19 protein-coding genes are annotated in these 22,702 nt (G+C 68.9%); 10 read left to right on the forward strand and 9 right to left on the reverse strand.

Annotation, left to right across the window (positions count from 1 at the left end; translation table 11 throughout):
• Positions 1–29: 29 nt before the first annotated feature.
• Genes ACH34W_RS33210 through ACH34W_RS33220 form a run of 3 tightly spaced genes read right to left on the reverse strand, consistent with a single transcriptional unit; the run spans position 30 to position 3,821 of the window.
• The gene (locus ACH34W_RS33210) at positions 30–1,250 is read right to left on the reverse strand and encodes a ketosynthase chain-length factor (RefSeq protein WP_395965098.1); all 1,221 of its coding nucleotides are present in this window, start codon (positions 1,248–1,250) and stop codon (positions 30–32) included.
• Complete coding sequence (locus tag ACH34W_RS33215; protein WP_395965099.1) at positions 1,247–2,518, reverse strand: beta-ketoacyl-[acyl-carrier-protein] synthase family protein; 1,272 nt, start codon at positions 2,516–2,518, stop codon at positions 1,247–1,249. The genes ACH34W_RS33210 and ACH34W_RS33215 overlap by 4 nt, the downstream gene beginning before the upstream one ends.
• A gap of 46 nt (positions 2,519–2,564) precedes the next feature.
• Entirely contained in the window at positions 2,565–3,821 is a 1,257-nt protein-coding gene (locus ACH34W_RS33220) for a ParB N-terminal domain-containing protein (RefSeq protein WP_395965100.1), read from the reverse strand.
• 286 nt (positions 3,822–4,107) lie between these two features.
• Between ACH34W_RS33220 and ACH34W_RS33225 the strand changes: the two genes are divergently transcribed.
• The 4 genes from ACH34W_RS33225 (at position 4,108) to ACH34W_RS33240 (ending at position 8,285) form a co-directional block, all read left to right on the forward strand.
• Positions 4,108–4,878: a gamma-glutamyl-gamma-aminobutyrate hydrolase family protein gene (locus ACH34W_RS33225; RefSeq protein ID WP_395965101.1), complete on the forward strand. Its 771-nt coding sequence runs from the start codon at positions 4,108–4,110 to the stop codon at positions 4,876–4,878.
• 69 nt (positions 4,879–4,947) lie between these two features.
• On the forward strand, positions 4,948–5,598 hold the full coding sequence (locus tag ACH34W_RS33230; RefSeq protein WP_395965102.1) for a sulfotransferase family protein: 651 nt from the start codon (positions 4,948–4,950) through the stop codon (positions 5,596–5,598).
• Positions 5,595–7,364: an FAD-dependent monooxygenase gene (locus ACH34W_RS33235; protein ID WP_395965103.1), complete on the forward strand. Its 1,770-nt coding sequence runs from the start codon at positions 5,595–5,597 to the stop codon at positions 7,362–7,364. Before ACH34W_RS33230 ends, ACH34W_RS33235 begins: the two co-directional genes overlap by 4 nt.
• A 144-nt stretch (positions 7,365–7,508) precedes the next feature.
• A complete protein-coding gene (locus ACH34W_RS33240; RefSeq protein WP_395965104.1) occupies positions 7,509–8,285 on the forward strand; it encodes an alpha/beta fold hydrolase in 777 nt (258 codons plus the stop codon).
• Between the two features lie 28 nt (positions 8,286–8,313).
• On the opposite strand, the gene ACH34W_RS33245 is transcribed toward ACH34W_RS33240, so the two are convergent.
• Complete coding sequence (locus ACH34W_RS33245; RefSeq protein WP_395965105.1) at positions 8,314–8,643, reverse strand: TcmI family type II polyketide cyclase; 330 nt, start codon at positions 8,641–8,643, stop codon at positions 8,314–8,316.
• Between the two features lie 54 nt (positions 8,644–8,697).
• Positions 8,698–9,483 carry a 3-oxoacyl-ACP reductase FabG gene (gene fabG / locus ACH34W_RS33250; protein WP_395965106.1) on the reverse strand — a complete coding sequence of 262 codons (786 nt, stop codon included), beginning with the start codon at positions 9,481–9,483 and terminating at the stop codon, positions 8,698–8,700.
• 193 nt (positions 9,484–9,676) lie between these two features.
• Here fabG and ACH34W_RS33255 point away from each other — a divergent pair, with 193 nt between their 5' ends.
• The 4 genes from ACH34W_RS33255 (at position 9,677) to ACH34W_RS33270 (ending at position 15,545) form a co-directional block, all read left to right on the forward strand.
• The gene (locus tag ACH34W_RS33255) at positions 9,677–10,705 is read left to right on the forward strand and encodes a methyltransferase (protein ID WP_395965107.1); all 1,029 of its coding nucleotides are present in this window, start codon (positions 9,677–9,679) and stop codon (positions 10,703–10,705) included.
• A gap of 81 nt (positions 10,706–10,786) precedes the next feature.
• Positions 10,787–13,237 (forward strand): FAD-dependent monooxygenase, encoded by a 2,451-nt coding sequence (locus ACH34W_RS33260; RefSeq protein ID WP_395965108.1) that lies wholly within the window; start codon positions 10,787–10,789, stop codon positions 13,235–13,237.
• Positions 13,224–14,774 carry an FAD-dependent monooxygenase gene (locus tag ACH34W_RS33265; RefSeq protein ID WP_395965109.1) on the forward strand — a complete coding sequence of 517 codons (1,551 nt, stop codon included), beginning with the start codon at positions 13,224–13,226 and terminating at the stop codon, positions 14,772–14,774. Before ACH34W_RS33260 ends, ACH34W_RS33265 begins: the two co-directional genes overlap by 14 nt.
• Positions 14,775–14,804: 30 nt before the next feature.
• Positions 14,805–15,545, forward strand: coding sequence for a hypothetical protein (locus tag ACH34W_RS33270; protein ID WP_395965110.1), 741 nt, complete (start codon positions 14,805–14,807; stop codon positions 15,543–15,545).
• Here ACH34W_RS33270 and ACH34W_RS33275 read toward each other — a convergent pair.
• Genes ACH34W_RS33275 through ACH34W_RS33290 form a run of 4 tightly spaced genes read right to left on the reverse strand, consistent with a single transcriptional unit; the run spans position 15,535 to position 20,740 of the window.
• Positions 15,535–17,445, reverse strand: a complete 1,911-nt coding sequence (locus ACH34W_RS33275) for a hypothetical protein (protein ID WP_395965111.1) — start codon at positions 17,443–17,445, stop codon at positions 15,535–15,537. The two genes, ACH34W_RS33270 and ACH34W_RS33275, sit on opposite strands and share 11 nt — an antisense overlap.
• Entirely contained in the window at positions 17,445–17,780 is a 336-nt protein-coding gene (locus ACH34W_RS33280) for a 4Fe-4S dicluster-binding protein (protein WP_395965112.1), read from the reverse strand. Before ACH34W_RS33280 ends, ACH34W_RS33275 begins: the two co-directional genes overlap by 1 nt.
• Before the next feature lie 42 nt (positions 17,781–17,822).
• The gene (locus ACH34W_RS33285) at positions 17,823–19,331 is read right to left on the reverse strand and encodes a glutamine synthetase family protein (protein ID WP_395965113.1); all 1,509 of its coding nucleotides are present in this window, start codon (positions 19,329–19,331) and stop codon (positions 17,823–17,825) included.
• Complete coding sequence (locus tag ACH34W_RS33290; RefSeq protein ID WP_395965114.1) at positions 19,328–20,740, reverse strand: amidase; 1,413 nt, start codon at positions 20,738–20,740, stop codon at positions 19,328–19,330. The genes ACH34W_RS33285 and ACH34W_RS33290 overlap by 4 nt, the downstream gene beginning before the upstream one ends.
• A 285-nt stretch (positions 20,741–21,025) precedes the next feature.
• On the opposite strand from ACH34W_RS33290, the gene purB reads away from it, so the two are divergent.
• A complete protein-coding gene (gene purB, locus ACH34W_RS33295; RefSeq protein WP_395965115.1) occupies positions 21,026–22,312 on the forward strand; it encodes an adenylosuccinate lyase in 1,287 nt (428 codons plus the stop codon).
• Positions 22,296–22,697: a GNAT family N-acetyltransferase gene (locus tag ACH34W_RS33300; RefSeq protein WP_395965116.1), complete on the forward strand. Its 402-nt coding sequence runs from the start codon at positions 22,296–22,298 to the stop codon at positions 22,695–22,697. The genes purB and ACH34W_RS33300 overlap by 17 nt, the downstream gene beginning before the upstream one ends.
• Positions 22,698–22,702 lie beyond the last annotated feature (5 nt).

Below are 22,702 nucleotides of genomic sequence, written 5' to 3' on the forward strand. Positions count from 1 at the left end.
CAGAGCCCAGCCGTGACGGCTGGGCTCTTTCAGTTCCAGTTAGTGGATCGCACGACGATGGCGGAGTTGAAGCCGCCGTGGCCGCGTGCCAGGACGACAGCCGCGTTCACGGACGCGCGCCGGGGCCGTGTGGTCACCAGGTCGATGGCGTACTCGGGTGAGGGAGTGACGTTCGTCGTCGGGGGGATCAGTCCCGACCGCATGGACAGGAAGGCGGCGGCGACGTCCAGCGGGGCGGCGCCCGAGCCGAGTCTGCCCGTCATGGTCTTGGGCGCGGTGACCGGGACCTTGTGCGGCTCGAAGACCTCGGTGATCGCCGTGGCCTCGACGCGGTCGAGTTCCGGGATGGCGGCGGCGTCGGCGAAGACGACATCGATCTCGTCCGGCGCCAGGCCCGCGTCGTCCAGCGCGACCTCGATCGCCGTGCGCAGCGCCGGCTCGCGGCCGCTGTCCGGCTTCGGGTCGAACGTGGACCCGTAGCCGCAGATCTCGCCGTAGACGCGGGTCGCACCGCGTCGGCGTGCGGCCTCGGCGTTCTCGATGATCAAGAGTGCGCCTCCCTCCCCCGGCACATGCCCGTCCGCGGCGGGGTCGAAGGGGAGGTAGGCCCGTTCGGGATGTTCGCCGGTGCTCAGCCGTCCGCCGGCAAGCTGGGCCGCCCATCCCCAGGAGCAGATCGACGCGTCGACACCGCCGGACAGGATCAGGTCGCTGCCGTCGCGGACGAGCCGGCGAGCCTGAGCGATGGCGTCGAGTCCGCCCGCCTGGTCGCTGACCAGCACGCCGCTGGGGCCCCGCATGCCGTGCCGGATCGAGATCTGGCCGGTGTTGACCGCGTAGAACCAGGCGAAGGACTGGTACGCGCTGACGTACTGGCCGCCCTTGCTCCAGAGGTTCTGGAGCTCTCGCTGGCCGAACTCGAATCCGCCGCAGGTGCTGGCGGTCACCACGCCCATCCCGAATTCGGGCATGTCCGCGGTGCTCACCCCGGCGTCGGCGAGCGCGTGTTCGGCGCCCACAAGGGCGAGCTGGGTCATCCGGTCGGTCTGCGGTATGAGCCTGCTCGGGAGGTGGTCCTCGGCGTTGAATCCGGGCACCTCTCCCGCGAGCTCCGCCGGATACCCCTGTGAGTCGAACCGCGTGATACGGCCGATGCCGTTCCTGCCGCCGCAGGAGGCGGTCCAGTAGTCGTCCACGCCGAATCCGTTGGGCGCGACGACGCCCATCCCGGTCACCACGTGTGAGGTCATGCCAGGTTCCTGCCGGGACGGGCCAGGACCATCGCGCTCTGGAAACCACCGAACCCGCTGCCCACCGTCAGCACCGTGTCGGTTCGCCAGTCGCGTGCGGTCAGTGGGACATAGTCGAGGTCGCAGTCGGGGTCTGGCTCGTGCAGGTTCGCTGTCGGGGGCACCACGTTGTTCTCCATGGCCAGGACGGAAGCGGCGATCTCTATCGAGCCGATCGCGCCGAGCGAATGGCCGACCATCGATTTGATCGAGCTGACGGGGGTGCGGCGGGCGTGTTCGCCGAGGCCGCGCTTGAAGGCGGCGGTCTCATGCCGGTCGTTCTGCTTGGTTCCCGAGCCGTGGGCGTTGATGTAGTCGACGTCCTGCGGGTTCGTCCTCGCGTCGTTCAGCGCGGCGCCGATGGCCTCCGCCATCTCCCTTCCGTCAGGACGCAGCCCGGTCATGTGGAAGGCGTTGCACCGGGACGCGTGCCCGGCGACCTCGGCGTACAGGTGAGCGCCGCGGCGACGCGCGGCTTCCAGCTCCTCCAGGACGAACATCGCCGAGCCCTCGCCGAGCACGAAGCCGTTGCGGGTGCGGTCGAAGGGCCGGGAGGCGTGCTCGGGATCGTCGTTGCGCGGCGTGGTCGCCTTGATCGCGTCGAAGCACGCCACGGTGATCGGCGAGATCGGCGCGTCGGTGGCGCCGGCGATCATCATGTCGGCCGAGCCGTCGCGGATCAGGCCGGCCGCGTAACCGACCGAGTCCAGCCCCGAGGTGCAGCCGGTGGAGACCACGGTGACCGGGCCCTCGGCGCCGACCGACCAGGCGACCTCGGCCGCGAAGGAGCTCGGCACGAAGTAGTCGTACAGGTGGGGGACGGCGTACTCATGGTCGACGAGGTCGAGCCGACCGCCGTCACTGACCACCCGGTATTCCTGGTCCAGGCTCATGGTGGCGCCCACGGCGGTGCCGACGGCCACCCCGGTGCGATGAGGCGTGACCGAGCCCGGGTCCAGGCCGCCGTCCTCCATCGCCTCCCTCGCCGTGACGACGGCGAACTGCGATGCCCGATCCATGCGTCGTATCTCCTGCGGACCGAGACCGTTCGCCCAGGGATCGAAATCCGCTTCGGCGGCGATCCTCGAACGGAACGGGGACGGATCGAAGAAAGTGATCCCCTTGGTCGCCGTCCGGCCTGCGCTGAGAAGGGCCCAAAAGCCTTTGACGCCGATTCCGCCGGGCGCCAGCACTCCCATTCCGGTGATGATGACTCGTCGGCCGGTCATGCGGACTCCCAGCAATAGAATTTCGTCTTCGCCACACTGCTCGCCGCTACGCCGTCTCCTGTTTGTTCTTGAGCTGTTGGGCGAACAGGCTCCATTCTTGGCTGATGTCGTCGGCCACGGAGGCGATGACGTCCTGCCAGTGCGCTGGGACGGTGTTGAGGAATTCTCGCCACCGGTGCGGATCCGCGGCGTGCAGCGCCATCCACCGGAGGAACTCCTTGCCGCTGTCGGTGTAGCGGACGGCCGGATCGCAGGCCATCTTGGACGCCACCTGGGGCCAGGTGGGCGGTAGGTCGGTGTGGTTTCTGCGGGACGGTGGCGTGCCCTTGGCCGCGGGCGCCGTGGCGACGGTGCCGACATCCCCTCTGGTCGAGGGGGCGACGGGCCCGGCGTCGGCCGTTCGGGCGTTGACTGTCCGGGCGTTGGCTGTCCGGGCACTGGCCGTCCGGGCGTCGACTGTTCGGGCATTGGCTGTCCGGGCGTCGGAGATCCGGGCGGTGGGTGGCTGCTGTGCGGAGGGGGGCTGTGCGGAGGGGGGCTGTGCGGAGGATGCGCGGCGCCCGTTGCGCTCCGGGTTTATGCCTCGGCGCAGGCGGGCGCTGACGTCATGGACCGTGCCAAGGGAGACGTCGGTCGCCCTGGCGACCTGCCGGAGCGAGGCGTCGGGATGGGCGTTGATGTAATCGGCGGTGCGGAGCCTGCCCTCACCGGGGTTGACCGGCCGCCGCTTCCCGTCACGGCCGAGGCGCTTGTCGCCGACCTGGGTCCCGCCGGCCGACCGGTCGCGCAGGGACGCGATCGTCTTCGCGCTCAGCCCGGTGATGGAGGCGATGGCCCGGTCCGACCAGTCAGGGTGAGCGGCCAGGACGCTCTTGGCTCCGAACATGCGGTCGGTCTTCGACAGCGGCAGTCCGTGCGAGCTGTTGGCCTTCATGGCCAGGACGACCGCCTCGGAGTCGGTGCAGTCGACGAAACGTGCCTTCACGACGGTGTCGCCGCGCAGTTTGGCGGCCTCCAGCCGGTGCAGCCCGTCGATGACCCGCCAGCCCTCTTCCTGGACCAGAAGTGGCGGGAGTTCCACCGTGCCCGACGCGTCCATCAGCAGTTGAACGTGGGCGCTGTTCGTCCCGCTCTGACGCAGGCCCAGCCCGGGCGACAGCGCGCTCACCGCCACCTCGGACGCGGGCAGCTTCTCGAAATTGTTCAAATCCAAAGTGTCCCCGGCGACCGAATCCTCGACATCAGGACCGGCAAAGCCGATGCTGTCTGCGACCAGGGCAGTCTGCCCAATGCCACCCGCCATGCTCGGCGCTCCTTCCTGCTGCTGCCGTACCCGGACGACCCTGCCAAGGGCACCTTTAACCACGGTCGACGGTGAATAGACCCTCTCTAGAAAGGCCGTTTAGCGACCATTGAGCCGGGTGGCCGCGAACCACCAGGACATCAGCGCAGCCAATGGATTGTCACTGCTGCTGGCGCGCGTTCATCTGCGCGTTCTCTTCAGTTGAACGATCGAGTTGATAGCGGTCGTCGGTGAGTATTGTTCCCCTAGGTTCACGAACTGATTCCGTGCGACAACGAGGCTGGTCATGAATCAAGCGTTGGATGACACGGCAAGCCGGGGATATCCGGCCCCGCGGCCGGTGATCGGGATATGCGCACGGACCGCTCCGGTCACATTGCAGGGCACCGACATGATCGTCAGTCTTGCGTTCCAGCCGCACATCGACCTCCTCGACTCCGTGGGCTGCACTCCCCTGCTCATCCCGCTGCTGCCGGGGATCGAGCAGATCCTCGGGCAACTCGACGGCTTGCTGATCCCGGGCGGCCCGGACGTGGACCCGACGCTGTACGGAGGCACGGCACACGCCAAGACCCGTGGAGCCAGTCCGGCCATGGACGCCGCCGAACTGGCGCTGGTCAAGGCGGCCCTCGACGCCGGCCTGCCCGTCCTCGGCATCTGCCGAGGCATGCAACTGCTCAACGTGCTCCGCGGAGGCACTCTCCACCAGCATCTGCCCGAGGTCACAGGCGACGACCGCCACTGTCCTGAAAGCGAGACGTTCACCTTGGGCCGCCACCGCCTGGAGTTGAAGCCCGGCAGCCGGATCGCCGAGATCCTCGGCAATGGCACGGCCGAGGCCGCCTGCCACCACCACCAGGCGATCGATCGGATCGGCACGGACCTCACCGCCACCGCCTGGGCGCCGGACGGTGTGATCGAGGCGGTGGAGGCGATCGATCATCCCTTTGCGATCGGCGTGCAATGGGAAGCCGGCCATACCGGAAATGAGTGGCTCTATCTCGCCCTCGCGCAGGCCGCCCGAGACGCCTTTGCTGTGCAACTGCCCAGCCGTTGACCACCGGCCACCAGCCGCACCACCGGTCTGCACACCGTCCGTCACAACCGCAAGGAAAGGTGAATCGCCATGTTGAAGCTCATCAACACCGGCTTGGGCCGGACGGGCACGACCTCCCTAAAGGGAGCTCTGGACCGGCTGGGTTACGGCCCGTGCTTCCACATGTTCGACATCATCGGCGACGAAGCACGCATTGCCGAGTGGGAAAAGGTCGTCTGCGATGGACAGGATCCCGACTGGGAAGCGCTTTTCGCAGGCTATACATCGGCTGTGGACGGCCCGCCCGCGGTCTACTACCGGGAGATGATGAATGCGTTCCCCGAGGCGAAGATGATTTTGACGGTACGCGATGCCGAGCGCTGGTATCAGAGTACCTACGACACCCTGTACCAGTTCGTTCTCATGAACGAGAAGAACGCGCCGCCGCCCAATTCCCTGCCGGCTCGGATCTATCGCGTGACGAGCACCATGGTCTGGAACGGCCTCTTTGACGGACGGTTCTCCGACAAGGAGCACGCCATCAAGGTCTACGACCAGCACAATCAGGAAATCGCGCAGAACATCGGTCCGGACCGGCTGCTCGTCTACGACGTGAAGCAGGGATGGAAGCCGCTGTGCGCCTTCCTGGGAGTGGATGTGCCGTCAGAGGACTTCCCGCACCTCAACGACACCGAGTCCATGCGCAGGCGGCTCGCACAGATGGGTGGCGGACCCAGGTGACACGCCGAACAATCGAGGTTCCGGTGCTCATCGTGGGCGGCGGGGGATGCGGCCTGTCCGCTTCCATCTTCTGCTCCGACCACGGCGTCGCCCACCTGCTGGTGGAACGCCACGCAGGCACGTCGACGATTCCGAAGGCGCACTACCACAACCAGCGCACGATGGAGATCTTCCGCCAGCACGGGCTGGACGAGGAGGTGACCGAGCACGCCGCGCCGGTGGAGACGTTCGGCAAGGTGCGCTGGCTGACCTCACTGGGCGGCGACCGGCCGCTGGACGCGCGGTTGATCCAGGAGCTGGACGGCTTCGGCGGGGGTGTGTCGCACGAGAGGTACGCGGCGGCCGGCCCCATCCTGCCCGCCAGGCTGCCGCAGATCCGGCTGGAGCCGATCCTGCGCCGCCACGCCGAACAGCACAATCCCGGGCGCATCCTGTTCGGCCACGAACTGGTCGCCCTCTCCGACGAGGGTGAGCACATGACCGCCGAGGTCCGCGACGTCGAGACCGGTGAGAGCACCAGGGTCACGGCGCAGTACGTCATCGCGGCCGACGGCGGCCGCACGGTCGGCCCCGCGCTCGGCGTTCAGATGCACGGACTGCCGGGGATGCGGGACATCACGACCGTCTACTTCTCTGCGGATCTGTCTGAGTGGTGGCGCGAGGGCGCGCACATGACCCACTTCCTCAACCCGTACAAGGCGGATCTCTTCAGCAACCTCTTCGAGATGGGGCCGACCTGGGGAAGGCACTGCGAGGAATGGGTCATGCACTTCCATCTCACCGCAGGCGATTCGGCCCGGCTCGACGAGCAGTCGATCGTCCCCAAGATTCGTGAGGTCCTCGGACTGCCGAGCTTGGACGTGACCTTGCACGGGGTGACGAGCTGGACCGTGCAGGGGCTGCTCGCCGACCGCTATCGACAGGGACGGGTGTTGTTCGCCGGCGACGCCGCGCACCGCCAGCCGCCCACCGTCGGCCTCGGCCTGAACACCGGCATCCAGGACGTGCACAACCTCGTCTGGAAGCTGGCCGCGGTGGTCACCGGCCGTGCGCCCGACGGTCTGCTCGACACCTACGAGACGGAGCGGCGGCCGATAGGCGAGCACAACATCGACTGGGCGGTGGCGGCGGCCTCCCACAACCAGGCGATCCTCGGCGCAATCGGCCTCGGCCCGCACACCCCGCCGGACCGCCGGGAGCAGATGTTCGCCAAGTACTTCGACCCGTCCCCCATCGGCGTGGCCGGGCGGGCGCGGGCGGCGGAGATGTTCGCCACCGCCCGCGGCGGATACCAGGCGCACGACGTGGAGATCGGCTACGCCTACGAGGAGGGCGCGGTCGTCCCCGATGGCGGCCGGCCGCCGCCCCGTGTGCCCTTGCGCGACGTCTACCACCCCACCACGTGCCCTGGGCATCTGCTGCCGCACGCCTGGCTTGAACGAGACGGACGGCGCCTGTCCACCCATGACCTGACCGGCACCTCCGGTTTCGCGCTGCTCACCGGCCCGGCAGGAACGCCGTGGTGCGAGGCGGCCGCGCAGGTCGCGGAGAAGCTCTCCATCCCGATCACCACCGCCCGCATCGGCGAGGACGCCGAGTTCGCCGACGTTGACGGCAGGTGGGAGGCCTTCCGGCAGATCACCGATGAGGGCGCCGTCCTCGCACGTCCCGACAACCACGTGGCCTGGCGCAGCACGGGCGGCAGCGAGGATCCAGCAGGCGTTCTGGCCGATGCGGTCGCTCGCGTCCTCCACCACGTTCAGTGACCCTGCCCGGCCGGGCAACCGAGGCGAGCGCGACGGATTCTCGACCAGCCGTCAACCGGCATGGCGGAGATTGTGCAGGACAGAGCCATAGGACAGAGGCACAGGACAGAGCCATTCGGCATGAGTCGGCATGAGGAGAGCGTGATGCACAAGGTCGTTTCGCGGGACGGCACGACGATCGCTTTTGAGAGGGCGGGCGACGGCCCCCCGATCGTGCTCCTCAACGGAGCCTTCCGCGATCACACGATCTTCGACGCGCTGGTGCCGGAACTGACGCCGCACTGCACCACCTATGTCTACGACCGGCGGGGGCGCGGGGAGAGCGGTGACGCCCCCGCCTACAGCGTCGAGCGGGAGATCGAGGATCTGGAAGCGGTCATCAGCGAGGCCGGGGGCCAGGCGGTGGTGTTCGCCGGGTCCTGCGGCGCGAATCTGGCGATAGAGGCGGCACTGGCCGGTGCTCCGATCACCAAGCTCGCGCTGCACGAACCGTACTTCCGGGTCGAGGGTTATCCGCGGCCCCCGGCCGACTTCATGGCCAACCTCAGCGCCCTGCTGGCGGACGACAAGCGCGGCGAGGCCGCGGAGTACTTCCTCGCCGAGCTGATGGGGCTCGCCCCGGAGGTGATCGCGGACTGGCGGCGGACTCCGCTGTGGGCGACGAACGAGGCGAACGCCCACACGCTCCTCTACGACACGGCCCTCTGCGGCGACTTCGCCGTCCCGGCGCAGCGACTGGCCGCCTTGCCGACGCCTGCGCTGGTCGTCAACAGCGACAAGACCGGCGATTGGCTGCGCGCGGCGGCGCAGGCGACCGCCGCCGCGTTGCCCAACGGCCGGGGTGTGCAGTTGCCCGGCTCGTGGCACCGGGTGGAGATGGACGTCCTCGGCCGGGTCCTGGTCGAGTTCGCCACCACCTGATCCGCCCGTCAGCCGACTGATCCGTCCGTCAGCCGAGCGGCTCCCAGTGGTAGAAGCGGGTGGCCATGGCGTCTGCGGGCGAGCGCCAGGTCGCCGGGTCGTACGCCTCGATATAGGCCTTCAGATCGTTGCTGATCTGGATGAAGCGGGGGTCGGTCCGCGCTTGAAGGATGCGCTCGCCCCCATCTTCGTCGTCGAAGTCCTGCAGATGGAAGTACAGACCCCGGTAGCAGAAGAGCTCGCGGCGCCTGGTGCCCATCCGGTGCGGCATGTCCGTCTGGTCGAACGCGCTGAAGAGCTCGGCGACCTCCGCCTGCCCCTGCGGTTGGATCCGCCCGACTATCAGAGTGCTGTGCATGTGTGCCTACCGCCTTCACTGGTGATCGAGGATGGAGAACGAAGGATGGGAACGTCAGTAGTTTCCAAGCCCTCCGCATATGTTGATCGCCTGTGCCGTCACGGGGGCGGCCGCGTCGCTGGTCAGGTAATCGACGAGGCCGGCCACTTCTTCGGGAGTGGAATAGCGGCCAAGTGGAATCTTCGCCTGGAAGCGTTCCAGGATCGTTTCCTCGGTCGTGTCGAAATGCGCGGCATAGCCCTGCCTCACCCGCTGCGCCATCGGCGTTTCGACATAGCCCGGGCAGACCGCGTTGACCGTGACACCGGTCTTCGCGAGTTCCAGGCCGAGCGCCTTGGTGAATCCGACGACGCCGTGTTTGGAGGCGGAATAGGGGGCGCCGAGCACCACACCCTGTTTGCCGCCGGTCGACGCGATGTTGATGATCCGTCCCCAGCCGCGTTCCAGCAGCCCGCCCGACCTGAGGGCCTCACGGGTCACCAGGAAAACGCTGTTGAGGTTGGTGTCGATGACGTCGTACCAGAGCTCGTCGGCGATGTCGGCCGTCACGCCGCCGCCGCTGCGCCCGGCGTTGTTCACCAGGACGTCGACCTGCCCGTACCGCTCCACGGCGGCGCCGACGAGACGCCTGACGTCCTCCGGACGCCGGACGTCCGCGGCCACGCCATCGACCTCGTAGCCGTTCGACCTCAGCTTGTCCACCGTCTCCTGGACCGACTCGGGGGTGCGTGAGCAGATGAAGACCTTGAGACCGCGCTGCGCGAGAGTCTGGGCGACCGCCAGGCCGATTCCGCTGGTCCCTCCAGTGATCAGCGCGATTCGCCGTCCATTGTCAGCCATTCTGCCTACTCCTTTGCGTCACTTTGTCAGAGCAGACTGGCAGGGGTTGCATTAATTTCGGTCGAGCGCGGATAGACCCCGGCTCGGTTCAACTGTGCCGACTCTTCAGTTGAACGGAGCGAGAGAAAAGTTGTGGGCAGAAAACCCACGAATCTAATATCGGGCACCAGATGCTACGAACTCAGGAGGCAACATGTCCGCACTGCCCGTCGTGCGGGACCAGTCTGCCGCGTATTCGCTGCTCGACCTGATTCAGGGTTCAGTGATAACTCAGGCGATTTCTGTCGCGGCCAAGCTCGGCATCGCCGACGTCCTCGGCGACGGACCGTTGTCCGCGGAGGAGGTGGCCGAGCGGGTCGGCTCCGACCCCGAGGCGACGTACCGGCTGCTGCGCACGCTGTCCGGCTACTCGGTGTTCGCCGTCGAGCCGGACGGCCGGTTCGCGCTCACGCCGATGGGCGACGCGCTCCGGGAGGACACGCCGGACTCGATGCGCGGCATGGCCGTCCTGATGAGTCACCCCATGCTCTGGGAAGACTGGGGACACCTGCTCAGCTCCGTGCGCACGGGCGAGGCCAATCTGCCGAAGCTCCGCGGCATGGGCGCGTACGACTTCCTCGGCGCTCATCCCGAATACGCCGCCGTGTTCTTCCAGGGGATGGGCAGCATCTCGGCCTCAGAGACCGACCCGGTCCTGGCGGCGTACGACTTCTCCCGGTTCCGCACGATCGTGGACGTCGCCGGCGGGCGCGGCGGCCTGCTGGCGGGAATCCTCTCGCAGGCGCCGAACTCCCGGGGTGTGCTCGTCGACCGCGAGTTCGCGACCGCGGACGCGCCGCCGGTGCTCGAAGCCGCCGGTGTCGCGGAGCGGGTGACGATCGAGAACGGCACCTGCTTCGACAAGCTGCCGCAAGGCGCGGACGCCTACGTGCTCAAGCACGTCCTGCACGACTTCCCGGAGCCCGAATGCCTGGCGATCCTGCAGAACGTCCGGGACGCCATCGCCCCCGACGGCACGCTGCTCCTGATCGAGTACGTGCTCGACGGCGACAACGAACGGCACATCGGCAACATCATCGATCTGTGGCTCCTGCTGCTCCTGGGCGCGAAGGAACGCACGCTGCCGGAGTACGAGGAGCTGTTCGCCAAGGCGAACCTGAAGGTCTCCAGGGCGGTTCCCACCACGTGCCCGGTCTCGATCATCGAGGCGGTGCCCGTCTAGGGCCCGGCGCACCGCGGCCGTCCAGCGCCCGGCGCATCCGCGGCCGGTCCCTCAAGGCCCACTCCAAGCTGAGGACTGAGAATGCATACAGACGTAATCGTTGTCGGCGGCGGGCCGACAGGGTTGACGCTCGCCGGCGAGCTCCGCCTCGGCGGCGCCGAGGTCATCGTCCTTGAGCGGCTGACGGAGCGGGGCTGGCAGTCGCGCGGCATCGGCTTCACCGCGCGCGCGACCGAGATGTTCCACCAGCGCGGCCTGCTCGACCGGCTGGAGAACCCCGAGATCACCAGGCGCGGGCACTTCGGCGGCGTCCCGATCGACTACGGGGTGCTGGAGGGCGCGCACTTCGGCGTGCGCAACGCGCCCCAGTACAAGATCGAGGAGATGCTGGAGAAGTGGGCGCTGGAGCTGGGGGCGCACGTGCGCCGCGGCTACGCGCTCACCGGCCTGAAGGAGACCGGAGACGGCGTCACCGCGATCGTCGAGGGGCCGGACGGGCCCGAGGAATGCTCCGCCCGCTACCTGGTGGGCTGTGACGGCGGGCGCAGCACCGTCCGGCGGCTCGCCGGCTTCGACTTCGTCGGGTCCGCCGCGACCCGCGAGATGTACCTGGCGGACGTCAAGGGCTGCGACATCGAGCCGCGGCGGATCGGCCAGCTGCTGCCGAACGGCATGGTCATGGCGGCGCCGCTGGAGCAGGGCTACACCCGCATCATCGTGTGCGAGAACGGGTCGCGGCCGGACCCCGGCGACCAGGTGACCTTCACCGGCCGCCAGGTGAGGTTCGCCGACCTCGCGGACGCCTGGCAGCGGCTGACCGGCGAGTCGATCCACCACGGCGAGGCGCGCTGGGTGAGCAGCTTCACCGACGCCACCCGGCAGGTCACCGAGTACCGCCGCGGCCGGGTGCTGCTGGCCGGGGACGCCGCGCACATCCATCTCCCGGCGGGAGGGCAGGGCCTGAGCGTCGGTGCGCAGGACGCCTTCAACCTCGGCTGGAAGCTCGCCGCGACGATCACCGGCCGGGCCCCCGAGGGTCTGCTCGACACCTACCACGCCGAGCGTCACCCGGTGGGGGCGCGGGTCCTGCTCAACACCCTCGCCCAAGGGACGCTCAACCTGAACGACGAGTCGGTCGAGCCGCTGCGGACCATCATGGCGGAGATCATCGAGATCCCGGCGGCGGCCCGTCATCTGATCGGCATGGTGAGCGGCTTCGACGTCCGTTACGACATGGGCGCGCAGGGAGGGCATCCACTGCTGGGCGGGCGGATGGCCGACCGCGAGCTGGAGCTCGCCGGCGGCGGGCGCGACCGTATCGCGCGGCTGCTGCACCCGGCGCGAGGCGTCCTGATCACCGCCGACGCCTCCGGCGAGACGGGCCGGACCGCCGCCGGTTGGTCCGACCGCGTCGATCTCGTCCAGGTGCGCAACTTCCCCCCTGGACCGGAAGAGGGCGGTGCGGCAACGGAGTCGGTGCTGCTCCGCGCCGACGGATACGTCGCCTGGTCCGCGCCGGACGGAGGCGACCTTGCCGACGCGCTGCGGCGCTGGTTCGGCGCACCACGACAGAGCACGGTCCGTGAAACGGAACACGAGATCAACGTCGCGGCTCCCGCCGACCGGGTGTACGCGCTGATCGCGGATGTCGCGACGTGGCCTGAGATCTTTCCCCCGACCGTGCACGCCGAGTGCGTCGAACGGGACGGGAACTCGGAACTGATCCGGCTCTGGGCGACCGCGAACGGCACCGCCAAGACCTGGACCTCCAGGCGCCGGCACGACCCCGAGCGCAGAAGCGTCTCGTTCCGCCAGGAGCGGTCCCAGCATCCGGTCGGCGGCATGGGCGGGGAATGGGTGGTGGAGCCGGTTTCCGCGTCGGAATGCCGGGTGCGCCTGCTGCACGACTTCTTCGCCGCGAGTGACGACCCCGCCGATCTCGACTGGATCAGCCAGGCGGTCGACCGCAACAGCATGTCGGAACTGCACGCGCTCAAGACGAGCGCGGAGCTGACCGGGCCGGACAAGCTCATCACGTTCGACGACACGGTGACCGTCGACGGCGGCGCCAAGGACGTCTACGACTTCCTCAACGAGGCTCAGCTCTGGTCGCAGCGGCTCCCGCATGTGGCCAAGGTGTCGCTGGACGAGGAGACACCCGGGCTGCAGATCCTTGAGATGGACACCAAGACCAAGGACGGGCACGTGCACACCACACGATCCGTGCGCGTGTGCCAGCCGTACACCAGCATCGTCTACAAGCAGACCGTCCTCCCCGCTCTGCTCCTGCTGCACACTGGCCGCTGGCTCATCCAAGAGCGCGACGGCGGGGTGTCGGTGACGTCGCGGCACACGGTGCGGATCAATACCGAGCGCATCACCGAGGTGCTCGGTGACGACGCGGACGCGCAGACCGCGCAGGAGTTCATCCGTAATGCCCTGAGTGGAAACAGCATGGCCACCTTGCGTCTCGCCAAGGCCCACGCCGAAGGCCCGGTCGGCACAGTTAGGAAGGAACATGCAAGTCTTTGATGCGGATGTCATCGTCGTAGGGGCCGGCCCCACCGGTCTCATGCTCGCTGGGGAACTGCGCCTGGCCGGAGTTGAGACCCTCGTGCTCGACCGGCTGGCCGAGCCGATGCAGCAGTCGCGGGCCCTCGGTTTCTCGGCACGCGCCATCGAGGAGTTCGACCAGCGAGGGCTGCTCCCCTGTTTCGGTGATGTGCAGACCATTCCTTTCGGCCATTTCGGCGGGCTGCCCCTCGACTATCAGGTGATCGAGGGCGGCTCCTACGGAGCCCGGGGGATACCTCAGTCGCGTACCGAGGGTGTGTTGGCCGAGTGGGCCGCCGAACTGGGTGCCGTGACCCATCGGGATCACGAGGTCGTCGGGCTGACCGCCGGTGACGACGGTGTCGAGCTGGACGTCGTGGCTCCGGAGGGCCGCAGACGCCTGCGTGCTCGTTACGTGGCGGGCTGCGACGGCGCTCGCAGCACCGTCCGCAAGCTCGTCGGCGTCGATTTCCCCGGCACCGATCCGGCTGTCGAGCTCTGGTTCGCCGACGTGACCGGGTGCCCCCTGCGGCCGCGTTTCGCCGGCGAGCGCGTCCCCGGCGGGATGGTCATGGTGCTGCCGCTGGGCCCGGAGGCCAGGCGCGTCATCCTGTACGAGCGCGGCATGCAGCGGCAGGGCGACGGGCCCCCGAGCTTCGCCGAGATAACCGCCGCGTGGAACCGGCTGACCGGCGAGGACATCAGCGGTGCGCAGCCGCTGTGGACCAGCTACACCACCGACTCCAGCAGGCAGGCGGCTCAGTACCGGCAGGGACGGGTGTTCCTGCTCGGCGACGCCGCGCACATCCACCTGCCGATCGGCGCCCAGGGAATGAGCGCGGGCATCGGCGACGCCATGAACCTGGGGTGGAAGCTCGGCGCCGAGATCAACGGCCACGCGCCTGCGGATCTGCTGGACACCTACCACGCCGAGCGGCACCCGGTAGCGGCCCGCATCCTCGCCAACACCCTGGCCCAGCGCCTCCTGTATCTCGGTGGCGACGAGATGAATCCCACGCGGGAGATCATGTCCGAGCTGCTGGCATATGAGGAGGTCCAGCGGCTGCTGGTCGGCATGGTCACCGGCCTGGACATCCGGTACGACGTCGGACCGGGCGATCACCCGCTGCTCGGGCGGCGGCTGCCCGGCGTCGAGCTCGCAGGCGACTTCGCGCCGTCCGGCACGGTGAACGCCTTCCAGCTCCTGAACGCCGGGCGCGGCGTCCTCCTCGACCTGGACGGGGGCGCCGACGTGCGCGCCGCCGCCTCGCCGTGGACCGACCGGATCGACGTCATCACCACGGCCTCGCCTGCTGCGGGCGTGCTCGCCGATGTCGAGGCCGTGCTGGTCCGGCCGGACGGTTACATCTCGTGGATCGGTCCCGGCGGCTCCGGGGCGGCCGGCCTGACGGACTCCCTCACCCGCTGGTTCGGCCAGCCGCACGAGAGCCCGCGGGCCACAACGCCCACAGCGACGCCCGCCGCGAAGCCCGCCGCAGCGGCCGCCCGGCCGTAGCCACCGCAACCAGAGGATGCGAGGGACACCATGCCGTACATCAATCCTGAGGACGGGTACCTGACGGTCATCAATCTGTTCAAGACCGACTCGTCGGCACGCGTCGACCGGCTGGTCAGCGAGATGCGGGCGATCGTCGACACCGCGGCGTTCCCCGGCTGGATCTCCAGCACCGTGCACCGGGGCCAGGACAGGCTGGGCACCGCGAACTTCATTCAGTGGCGCGGAAAGCAGAACCTGGAGTCACGGTACGCGGGTGACGAGTTCAAGCACCGCACGGTGCCGGTCTTCCAGGAGATCACGACGTTCATCCGGCTGATGCAGACCGAGGTAGAGCTGAGCCAGCGCCACCCGTCACAAGGCGACGTCACCGAGATCTCCCCCGGCCGGGACGACTACACGGTCCTGGAGATCATCGGGGCGGAGCCCAGCGGCCAGACCGACCTGATCACCACGCTCGGGGCGGCCCACGACTGGCTGGTGGACGTGCCGGGTTACCGGTCGCAGAGCGTGCTGCGGGGGATCCGCTCCCGAGGTCCCGGAGACGGCGGCCTCACGGCCATCGGCAGGGACAACGACTTCGTGGCTGTCTACTCGCAGTGGGACGGCAAGCAGTCGTACGACGCGTTCCGCGCGACGTCCGAGGACGAGCAGCCCGCCGCACGCCGCAAGTCCCAGGACAAGCGGAACTCGCTGACCACCGCGCTCGACTGGAACACCTACCAGGTCGTCCACAGCCGGTCCGCGCCGCAGCCATCTCCTACCGGGTGATGGTTTCCCAGTGCCACTGGGAATCGAAAGCCTTGATCTCGATGTCCACGCCGTCGGCGACCAGCGCGGCGGCGAGGCTCGTGGCCTTCGCGATGAGCCCCGAGACACGATGTGCGGCCAGCAGGTCCTGCTCTCCGAACGGCAGCCCTTCGCACCGCAGCAGCCGCAGGTCCACGAACCCGTCGAACGTGCGGCCCAGCACCTCCACCGCCTGCGGGCTGCGGATGCTGAAGCGCACCCTGGCGGCGACGTGGCCGTGATGGTGTTGATCGGAGTAGTACGCGACGTCCGGGATCGAGGGCGGGACGAAGTAGTCACGGGCCACGATCTCCGGGGCCTTCGGGAGATTGCCGACCAGGAAGTGCCACGAGTTGTACTGCATCCGCGCGGAGATGGACCACGCGGTGTCGGCCAGATGCGTACGTGAATCGTCGAAGTACCTCCGGGCGCGAGGCGCGGGCACGACGCAGCAGAAGAAGTGCGGCAGGTCCCAGGTAGCGATCTTGGGCCAGTCCTGCGCGCGCAACGCCTCGACCAGCGCGGTGAGCGACCGCATCCCCCGGCTCATCGCGAAGTCGGCGTCGAATGCCGCCGTCGCCGCGCGCACGGTCTCGTACACCAGGGACTCCAGGCCCGTCCGGAACTCGCCGTGCGGCTCGGCCAGCCATCCGGGTGACGCCTCAATGGCGGCGCCCAGCTCCGCGAGCGTGTCGCCGGAGATCGGGAGGTCACCCGAGATCAGGAGCCGGTCGCGCACCCGCGCGCAGAGCTCCGCCTCCTGCCGCATCGCATCGTCGGCGGGGGCAGCCGCGATCCGCTCGACCTTGTGCATCAGCGGGCCGTGGATCTCGCGATAGAGCTGGACCTTCGGGGCGATCTCCCGCCGCCGCCGGGCGACCACCTCCGCGAGGTCGCTGAGCTCCGCCACCCGGGGCGAGGCCGTAGGCGGCACCTGCTGCCCGCCGGGTACCTCGTTGTAGGCCAGGCGCGTCCGTTCGAGAAGGTAGGCCAGGTGGTCGGTCGTGAGTTGGGTGCCGTTGGCCTCCTCGATCCGGGCGAACCCCGCCGACCGCACCAACAGTGTGAGGCAGACGACCATCAGGACGTCGCTGTCCGACCACAGCTCAAGCGGCACCGTTGTCAGGCTGCTCAGCGCGCAATCCGGGTGGCCCGGCCACAGCGTCTTGCCTGTCAGCGTGTTCCGATCTCGGAAGTTGGTGTACTGCCGGTCGCCGGAGTACAGCACGAACGGCGCCGTCCGGAGGGCCGCCTCCTTCAGGCCCTCCAGCATGTCCTGGCGACCGCCTGGACCGGCCGCCGCCAGCCACTCGCGGCAGTCGGCGGCCGAGGCGCGGAGCCGTTCGGCGGCGGCGGCGAGCTCGGTCCGGTAGTCGGCGAGGTCGAGGGCGGACCACGGAACGCGCAGCACGCCGCCCACGAGGTCCTCATCGCTGGCGAGTGGCGGCCTCGACGGAACGCGGATGACGACACGGCCGCTCGTGTTCAATCCGATCTCGCCGAGGAACGCCGCCGGAGCGCTGTCCCCGGTGGTGCGGTCAGGAGCGGCGCCACGGCCGGTCGTTCGCCATGACCTGCCGACGAGGACCTTCAGAGCACACTCCTCCGGCGCGGGCAGCGCCCGCAGTTGGATGTCCGCCGGAACATGCCCGGCGAGCGTGAGCAGCGTGTCCACGGCCGAAGGCAGGTCTGGAGCGGCGGTCGCCTCCTGCCAGACCCGTTTCAACAGTCCCGGGAACCCGGCCTCCTCTGATACCGGATAGTCCGGCTCGGCCGTCGTTCCCGCCCGCCGGCCGAGCCTGCTCGGCCGGCGGCTCTGCCGCGCTTTCGCCAGCGCCGCCTTCCGGGAAAGCGTCGTGTCAGGCGTAGTTGGCAAGGTCATCACGCAGCCCCCTCCGCTGTCAGGCCGACGTGATCCCAGAGGCCCGCCTCGGTGGGAGTCCATTCCTCGTCCACGTAAATGCAGTCGACGGGACAGACCATCACGCACACCGGGCAACCGGAGCACAGTTCTGGGATTATCACGACGTCGAGCCCGCGATCGAAGATGGCCCCGAACTCGGGAGGGCAGTTACGCAGGCACAGGTCGCACGTTATGCATTCTGACGTCTCGATACGACGTGGCGGCTTCTTCCATTGTTCATTGCGAGACCGCTCCGCGATCCGATCCGCGCGCGCCTCGCTGGCCACGGCGGCTGTGTCCTTCCCCCACGGCATGTCTGTTCTCCTCTCTTCTGGGTGGCGCGGACTGCGGTGCGCTCAGAAGACACCGAAATATTCGCGGTGCTCCCATTCGGTCACTTCGTCGGCGGCGGGCTCCTGCTCCGCGCGCCATGTGTCGAAGCGCGACACCTCGCTCTCCTTCAATTTCGTCAGGCATGTCTTGAGGGGCGTTCCGAGCAGGTCTGCGGCGGGGCCGCTCCTGCGGAACGCGTCCAGCGCCTCGCGCAGCGACCCTGGCAGCTCCGGATAGGCGGGCCGCTCGGCGGGCGTTCCGGCAGGCGTTCCGGCGGTCAGTCCCTCCAGGCCCGCGTGGAGCTGGGAAGCGATGAGCAGGTAGGGGTTCGCGCACGGTTCCCCGATCCGGTTCTCGACGTGCGTCGAGCTGCCGCCGCTGAGCACCCGCACCAACGCGGTGCGGTCCTCGAAGCACCAGTTGACCGAGGTCGGGGACAGCGTGAACTCCGGGCTCAGGCGCCGGTAGCCGTTCACGGTCGGAACGTGGAGCAGGCACAGTTCACGCGCATGTGACAGCAGGCCCGCGACGTAGGCCTCTCCCTCGGGCGACATCGCGTCCTGCGCGTTGCCTTCCGCCGCGAACACGTTGCGGTTCGTCTTCGTGCTCGTCACGGACTGGTGCAGGTGCCACCCGCTGGAATCGAAGCTGTCCAGGCGCGGCAGCGACATGAAGGACGCGTGCATACCGCGGCGCCTGCAGAACTGCTTGACCTGCGTGCGGAACAGCAGCATTGCGTCCGCCGCGTCCAAGGCCAGCATCGGGCCGAAGGTGGTCTCCAGTTGCCCGGGGCCCGACTCGTGCTCCATCGAGCGCAGCGGCAGGCCGAGCGCGCTGAGCGTCGCAGTCAACGGGTCCGCGACCTCGGCCACCGAGTCGTAGTAGCCGTCGAGGTTGAACTGGTAACCGGGGTTCACGGCCTCGACTGCGGGAGCGGGCCCCTGCAGGCCGAACCCGTTTCCCGCGTTGCCCGGCGGCCCGCCGGCGAGCCGGGTGAGGTACCACTCGATCTCCAACCCGATGACCGGAGCCAGGTCGTGCTTGGCGTACCGCGCGCAGACGCGGCGCAGCACGTCGCGAGAGGCAAGCGGGTGCGGCGTGCCGTCGCGCAGGTACTCGTTTCCGAGCACCCAGGCGGTCCTCGGCTCGGTCCCGGGCAGCACCTGGAACGTGCGCGGGTCCGGAACGAGCATGAAATCGCCCGCGCCGAGCAGTTCGCCGACCCCTAGGCCGGGATCGGCCTGGAAGTCGACCGCGACGGCATGGCCGGTGTCGAAGAGGAACGGCCCGGCGCTGAAGTCCATGCCGTTGCGCAGCACCGTGCGGAAGATGTTCGCGGGCACCGTCTTCGACCGGGCCAGGCCGTGGGGGTCGCAGAACGCCACCCGGACGAGATCGACCTCGTCCAGCTCCGCCTCGATCCGCTCGGCCGCGGCTGCCTGCCGGTCGTCCCAGAGTCCGAACTCGGTCACGAACGACGGGCGCCCGACGGCCCCTTCGTTGCCGTGCAGGGACCATGGCCTGGAAATCATGATTCTTTCCCTTCCGTGTCAGGGCCGGGTGGCGCCATCGTCAAGTCGAGCCGAGCCTCGATGCGGCCGGCGGCCGCGAGCACCAGGTCGTCGTCGCCGACCCGGCCCACGAGCTGAAGCCCGACCGGGAGTCCACGGGACGTCACGCCGACGGGCAGGGACAGGGCCGGCTGGCCGGTGATGTTGAACGGGTAGGTGGCGGGCGACCACGCCAGCCACAGCAGGTCGTCCGGGTCGGCGGCCCAGGAGGGGGCGATCGTCTCGGCGGCGAACGGCTCGATGGGGACGGTCGCCATGGCCAGCAGGTCGTAGTCGCCCATCACCGAGCCCAGCCGCGCTCGCAGGGCCAGCCGCGACTCCTCGGCGCGCATCACCGCCGCACCGCTCAGGGAGCGCCCGTACCGGACGATCGCGGCCCGGCCCTCGTCGCACCACGGCTCGTCTTCCGGCGCGGTGCCGCTCGCCTCGGCAGCGGCGAGGACGTCCACCAAAGACGCGTACGGATCGGGAAACGGGACCTCGATGCGGTCGACGCGGTGCCCCGACCCGGTCAGCACGGGCAGGATCCCCTCGGTGACCCGGCGGACCTCGCCGGACGTCCCAGGGAACTCGATCCAGCCGATCCGCAGTGAGCCGGGGGCCCTGGCGCCCCCAGACGGGCCGGGGACCCTGGCGCTCCCAGACGGACCGGGGGCCGTGGCGCTCTCGGACGGAGGGGTCACCGAATCCGGGTCGCGGTGGTCCTGACCGTCCAGCACCGGCATGAGCTCGGCGACATCGGCCACGTTCCGTGCCAGCGGCCCCACGTGCGCCAGCCGGTCGGCGCAGGGCGGCACGTAGGGAATCCGGGCGTAGGACGGCTTGAACCCGACCACGCCGCAGAAGGCCGCCGGGATACGGACCGATCCCGCCCCGTCGGTGCCGACCGCCGCGGTGCACAGTCCCGCCGACACCGCTGCCGCGGACCCGCCGCTGGAGCCCCCGGCGGACCTGTCGCGCGCCCAAGGGTTGCGGGTGGGGCCGGCCACCCTGCTCACGGTGCTCGCGCTCCAGCCGTGCTCCGACGTGGCCGTCTTCCCCACCACGATCGCCCCCGCCGCCCGGAGCCGGGCCACGACGGGGGCATCCGCGGCGGTGCGCGGATTCGGCAGCAACGACCCTCTCCGGGTGGGCAGGTCCCGCGTCTGGATGAGATCTTTGACCGACACCGTGACCCCGAGCAGCGGCCGGTCCTGGAAGGCCGCCTCGCCGAGGTCGGCGAGGAGCCGGTCGGCCGCCTCCGCCTCCAGCAGCGCACCGGCGCCCGCGACCGCGACGAACGCGCCGAGTTCGGCGTCCGTTTCGTGGATGGCGTCGAGCACGGTCTGCACGTGCTCGGCGACCGTGACATGGCCCTGCAGAAACGACATCTTTGTTTCACGAATGTCGCGGCAGATCTCTGACACAAGACCACTACATGGCACCGCCCGAATCTCGTGCAAGCAGCGGATCGCGAGAATCGAGGCCCGGCGGAGCAACCTCGGATAAATACTTCTCCTCCAGCCGGACAGACGCTCGTTCAACTGTGGAGAACCGGCACTTGAACGATGGCAAGGACGGAGAAGGCAAGGCGTACGACGAAAGTCGGCTATACATCGCACTACGGCGATTCATATCCTGCCGCTGCCGGGTCACGCCAGCGGAGGGATCACAGAATGATTGCGCGCTATTCACTGCCAGAGATGGCGGAGATCTGGTCTGATCAAGCCCGTTATGACACCTGGGCCATGGTGGAATGCCTTGCGTCTCAGGCACAGGCGCTGCTCGGCCGGGTTCCCCCGAGCGCGGTGGCCGACATCCAGCGCGCCAAGGCGCCGTCCGCGGCGCGCGTGGCCGAGCTCGAACTCCAGCGCGACCACGAGGTCCTTTCCTTCCTCGCGGCCTTCTGCGAGGACATCCCCGATGACTCCGCCCGGTGGGTGCACCTGGGCATGACGAGCTATGACCTCGTGGACACGGCACTGGGACACCACCTCGCCCGTGCCTGCGACGTCCTGCTCCGCGCGGTGGCACGGCTTCGCGGCGTGCTGGCGGACAAGGCGGTCGAGCACTGGGACACGGCGTGCATCGGGCGTACCCACGGGATGCATGCGGAGCCCACGACGTTCGGCCACAAGCTCGCCGGGTTCGCCTTCGCGGTCGACCGCTCCCTACGGCGCCTGGAGGCCGCGCGCACGGAGGTCGCGGTGGGCACGATCTCCGGGTCCGTCGGGACCTACGCCCTGATCGATCCCTTCGTCGAGAAGTACGTGTGCGCCGAACTCGGACTCGACGTGGAGCCCGCACCGAGCCAGGTCGTGGCCCGCGACCGGCATGCCCAGCTTCTGCAGGCGATCGCGACGCTCGGCGCCTGCGTCGAGCAGATCGCCACCGAGGTGCGGCTGCTGTCGCGTACCGAGGCCCGCGAGGTGGAGGAGCACCGGACGGCCGCCTACCAGGGGTCGAGCGCCATGCCGCACAAGCGCAACCCGACGGCCAGCGAGCGCCTGGTCGGGCTGGCCCGGCTGCTGCGCGGGTACGCGGGCACGATGCTGGAGAACGTCGCGCTCTGGCACGAGCGGGACCTGTCCCACTCGTCGGTGGAACGGGTCGTCCTGCCGGACACGATGATCGTCGCGCACTATCAGTCCACCAGGGCGGCAGACCTGGTGGCGGCTCTCGAGGTGTTCCCGGAACGCATGCGGGGCGCAATCGACCAGACCAACGGCCTGGCGTACAGCTCGGCGGTGCTGGCCGATCTCCTGGAGGACGGCACCGAGCGGGAACGGGCCTACCGGGCGGTCCAGGCCGCAGCCAACGGCGCGACCTCCTCCGGAGAGGATTTCGGCGCCAGGCTCAGAGCCCAGGGAATCGAGACCGGACCGCTGGCGCCGGAGCGTTTCCTGGTCCACCACGACGTGATCCTCAAGCGATTGGAAGCCCTCCGTGACATGGGACGTTAAGCGCGAGAACGGCACCGACCTGGACCTGGACGAGGTCCTGGAGGTCTACCGGTCATCGGGACTGGGGCAACGCCGGCCGATCGCGGACACCGGACGCATGGCGGCGATGGTCCGAAACGCCAACCTGTTCATCACCTGCCGTATCGACGGTGAACTCGTGGGCATCGCACGGAGCATCTCCGACTTCTCGTACGTGACATACCTCTCCGATATCGCAGTCAGCCGCGCGCACCAGCGGTCCGGTATCGGAAGGGCCCTCATGGACGCGACGCAGAAAGAGGCGCCACAGGCCAAGATCGTGCTCCTGTCGGCGCCTGCCGCGGCGGATTACTATCCGCACCTCGGTTTCACTCAACACAATTCCGCCTGGGTGCTGAACCCATAACAACC

The sequence above is a fragment of the Actinomadura sp. 6N118 genome, assembly GCF_044326415.1.
In the GTDB taxonomy this organism is placed as follows: Bacteria; Actinomycetota; Actinomycetes; order Streptosporangiales; family Streptosporangiaceae; genus Spirillospora.

Excerpts from the sequence above, each read along its gene's own strand:
- ACH34W_RS33280 (WP_395965112.1), bottom strand. The coding sequence starts at position 17,780 with ATGCCGTGGGGGAAGGACACAGCCGCCGTGGCCAGCGAGGCGCGCGCG.
- ACH34W_RS33270 (WP_395965110.1), top strand. The coding sequence starts at position 14,805 with ATGCCGTACATCAATCCTGAGGACGGGTACCTGACGGTCATCAATCTG.
- ACH34W_RS33290 (WP_395965114.1), bottom strand. The coding sequence starts at position 20,740 with ATGTCGTTTCTGCAGGGCCATGTCACGGTCGCCGAGCACGTGCAGACC.
- fabG (WP_395965106.1), bottom strand. The coding sequence starts at position 9,483 with ATGGCTGACAATGGACGGCGAATCGCGCTGATCACTGGAGGGACCAGC.
- ACH34W_RS33245 (WP_395965105.1), bottom strand. The coding sequence starts at position 8,643 with ATGCACAGCACTCTGATAGTCGGGCGGATCCAACCGCAGGGGCAGGCG.
- ACH34W_RS33255 (WP_395965107.1), top strand. The coding sequence starts at position 9,677 with ATGTCCGCACTGCCCGTCGTGCGGGACCAGTCTGCCGCGTATTCGCTG.
- purB (WP_395965115.1), top strand. The coding sequence starts at position 21,026 with ATGATTGCGCGCTATTCACTGCCAGAGATGGCGGAGATCTGGTCTGAT.
- ACH34W_RS33230 (WP_395965102.1), top strand. The coding sequence starts at position 4,948 with ATGTTGAAGCTCATCAACACCGGCTTGGGCCGGACGGGCACGACCTCC.
- ACH34W_RS33275 (WP_395965111.1), bottom strand. The coding sequence starts at position 17,445 with ATGACCTTGCCAACTACGCCTGACACGACGCTTTCCCGGAAGGCGGCG.
- ACH34W_RS33215 (WP_395965099.1), bottom strand. The coding sequence starts at position 2,518 with ATGACCGGCCGACGAGTCATCATCACCGGAATGGGAGTGCTGGCGCCC.
- ACH34W_RS33260 (WP_395965108.1), top strand. The coding sequence starts at position 10,787 with ATGCATACAGACGTAATCGTTGTCGGCGGCGGGCCGACAGGGTTGACG.
- ACH34W_RS33210 (WP_395965098.1), bottom strand. The coding sequence starts at position 1,250 with ATGACCTCACACGTGGTGACCGGGATGGGCGTCGTCGCGCCCAACGGA.
- ACH34W_RS33240 (WP_395965104.1), top strand. The coding sequence starts at position 7,509 with ATGCACAAGGTCGTTTCGCGGGACGGCACGACGATCGCTTTTGAGAGG.
- ACH34W_RS33220 (WP_395965100.1), bottom strand. The coding sequence starts at position 3,821 with ATGGCGGGTGGCATTGGGCAGACTGCCCTGGTCGCAGACAGCATCGGC.
- ACH34W_RS33285 (WP_395965113.1), bottom strand. The coding sequence starts at position 19,331 with ATGATTTCCAGGCCATGGTCCCTGCACGGCAACGAAGGGGCCGTCGGG.
- ACH34W_RS33265 (WP_395965109.1), top strand. The coding sequence starts at position 13,224 with ATGCAAGTCTTTGATGCGGATGTCATCGTCGTAGGGGCCGGCCCCACC.
- ACH34W_RS33225 (WP_395965101.1), top strand. The coding sequence starts at position 4,108 with ATGAATCAAGCGTTGGATGACACGGCAAGCCGGGGATATCCGGCCCCG.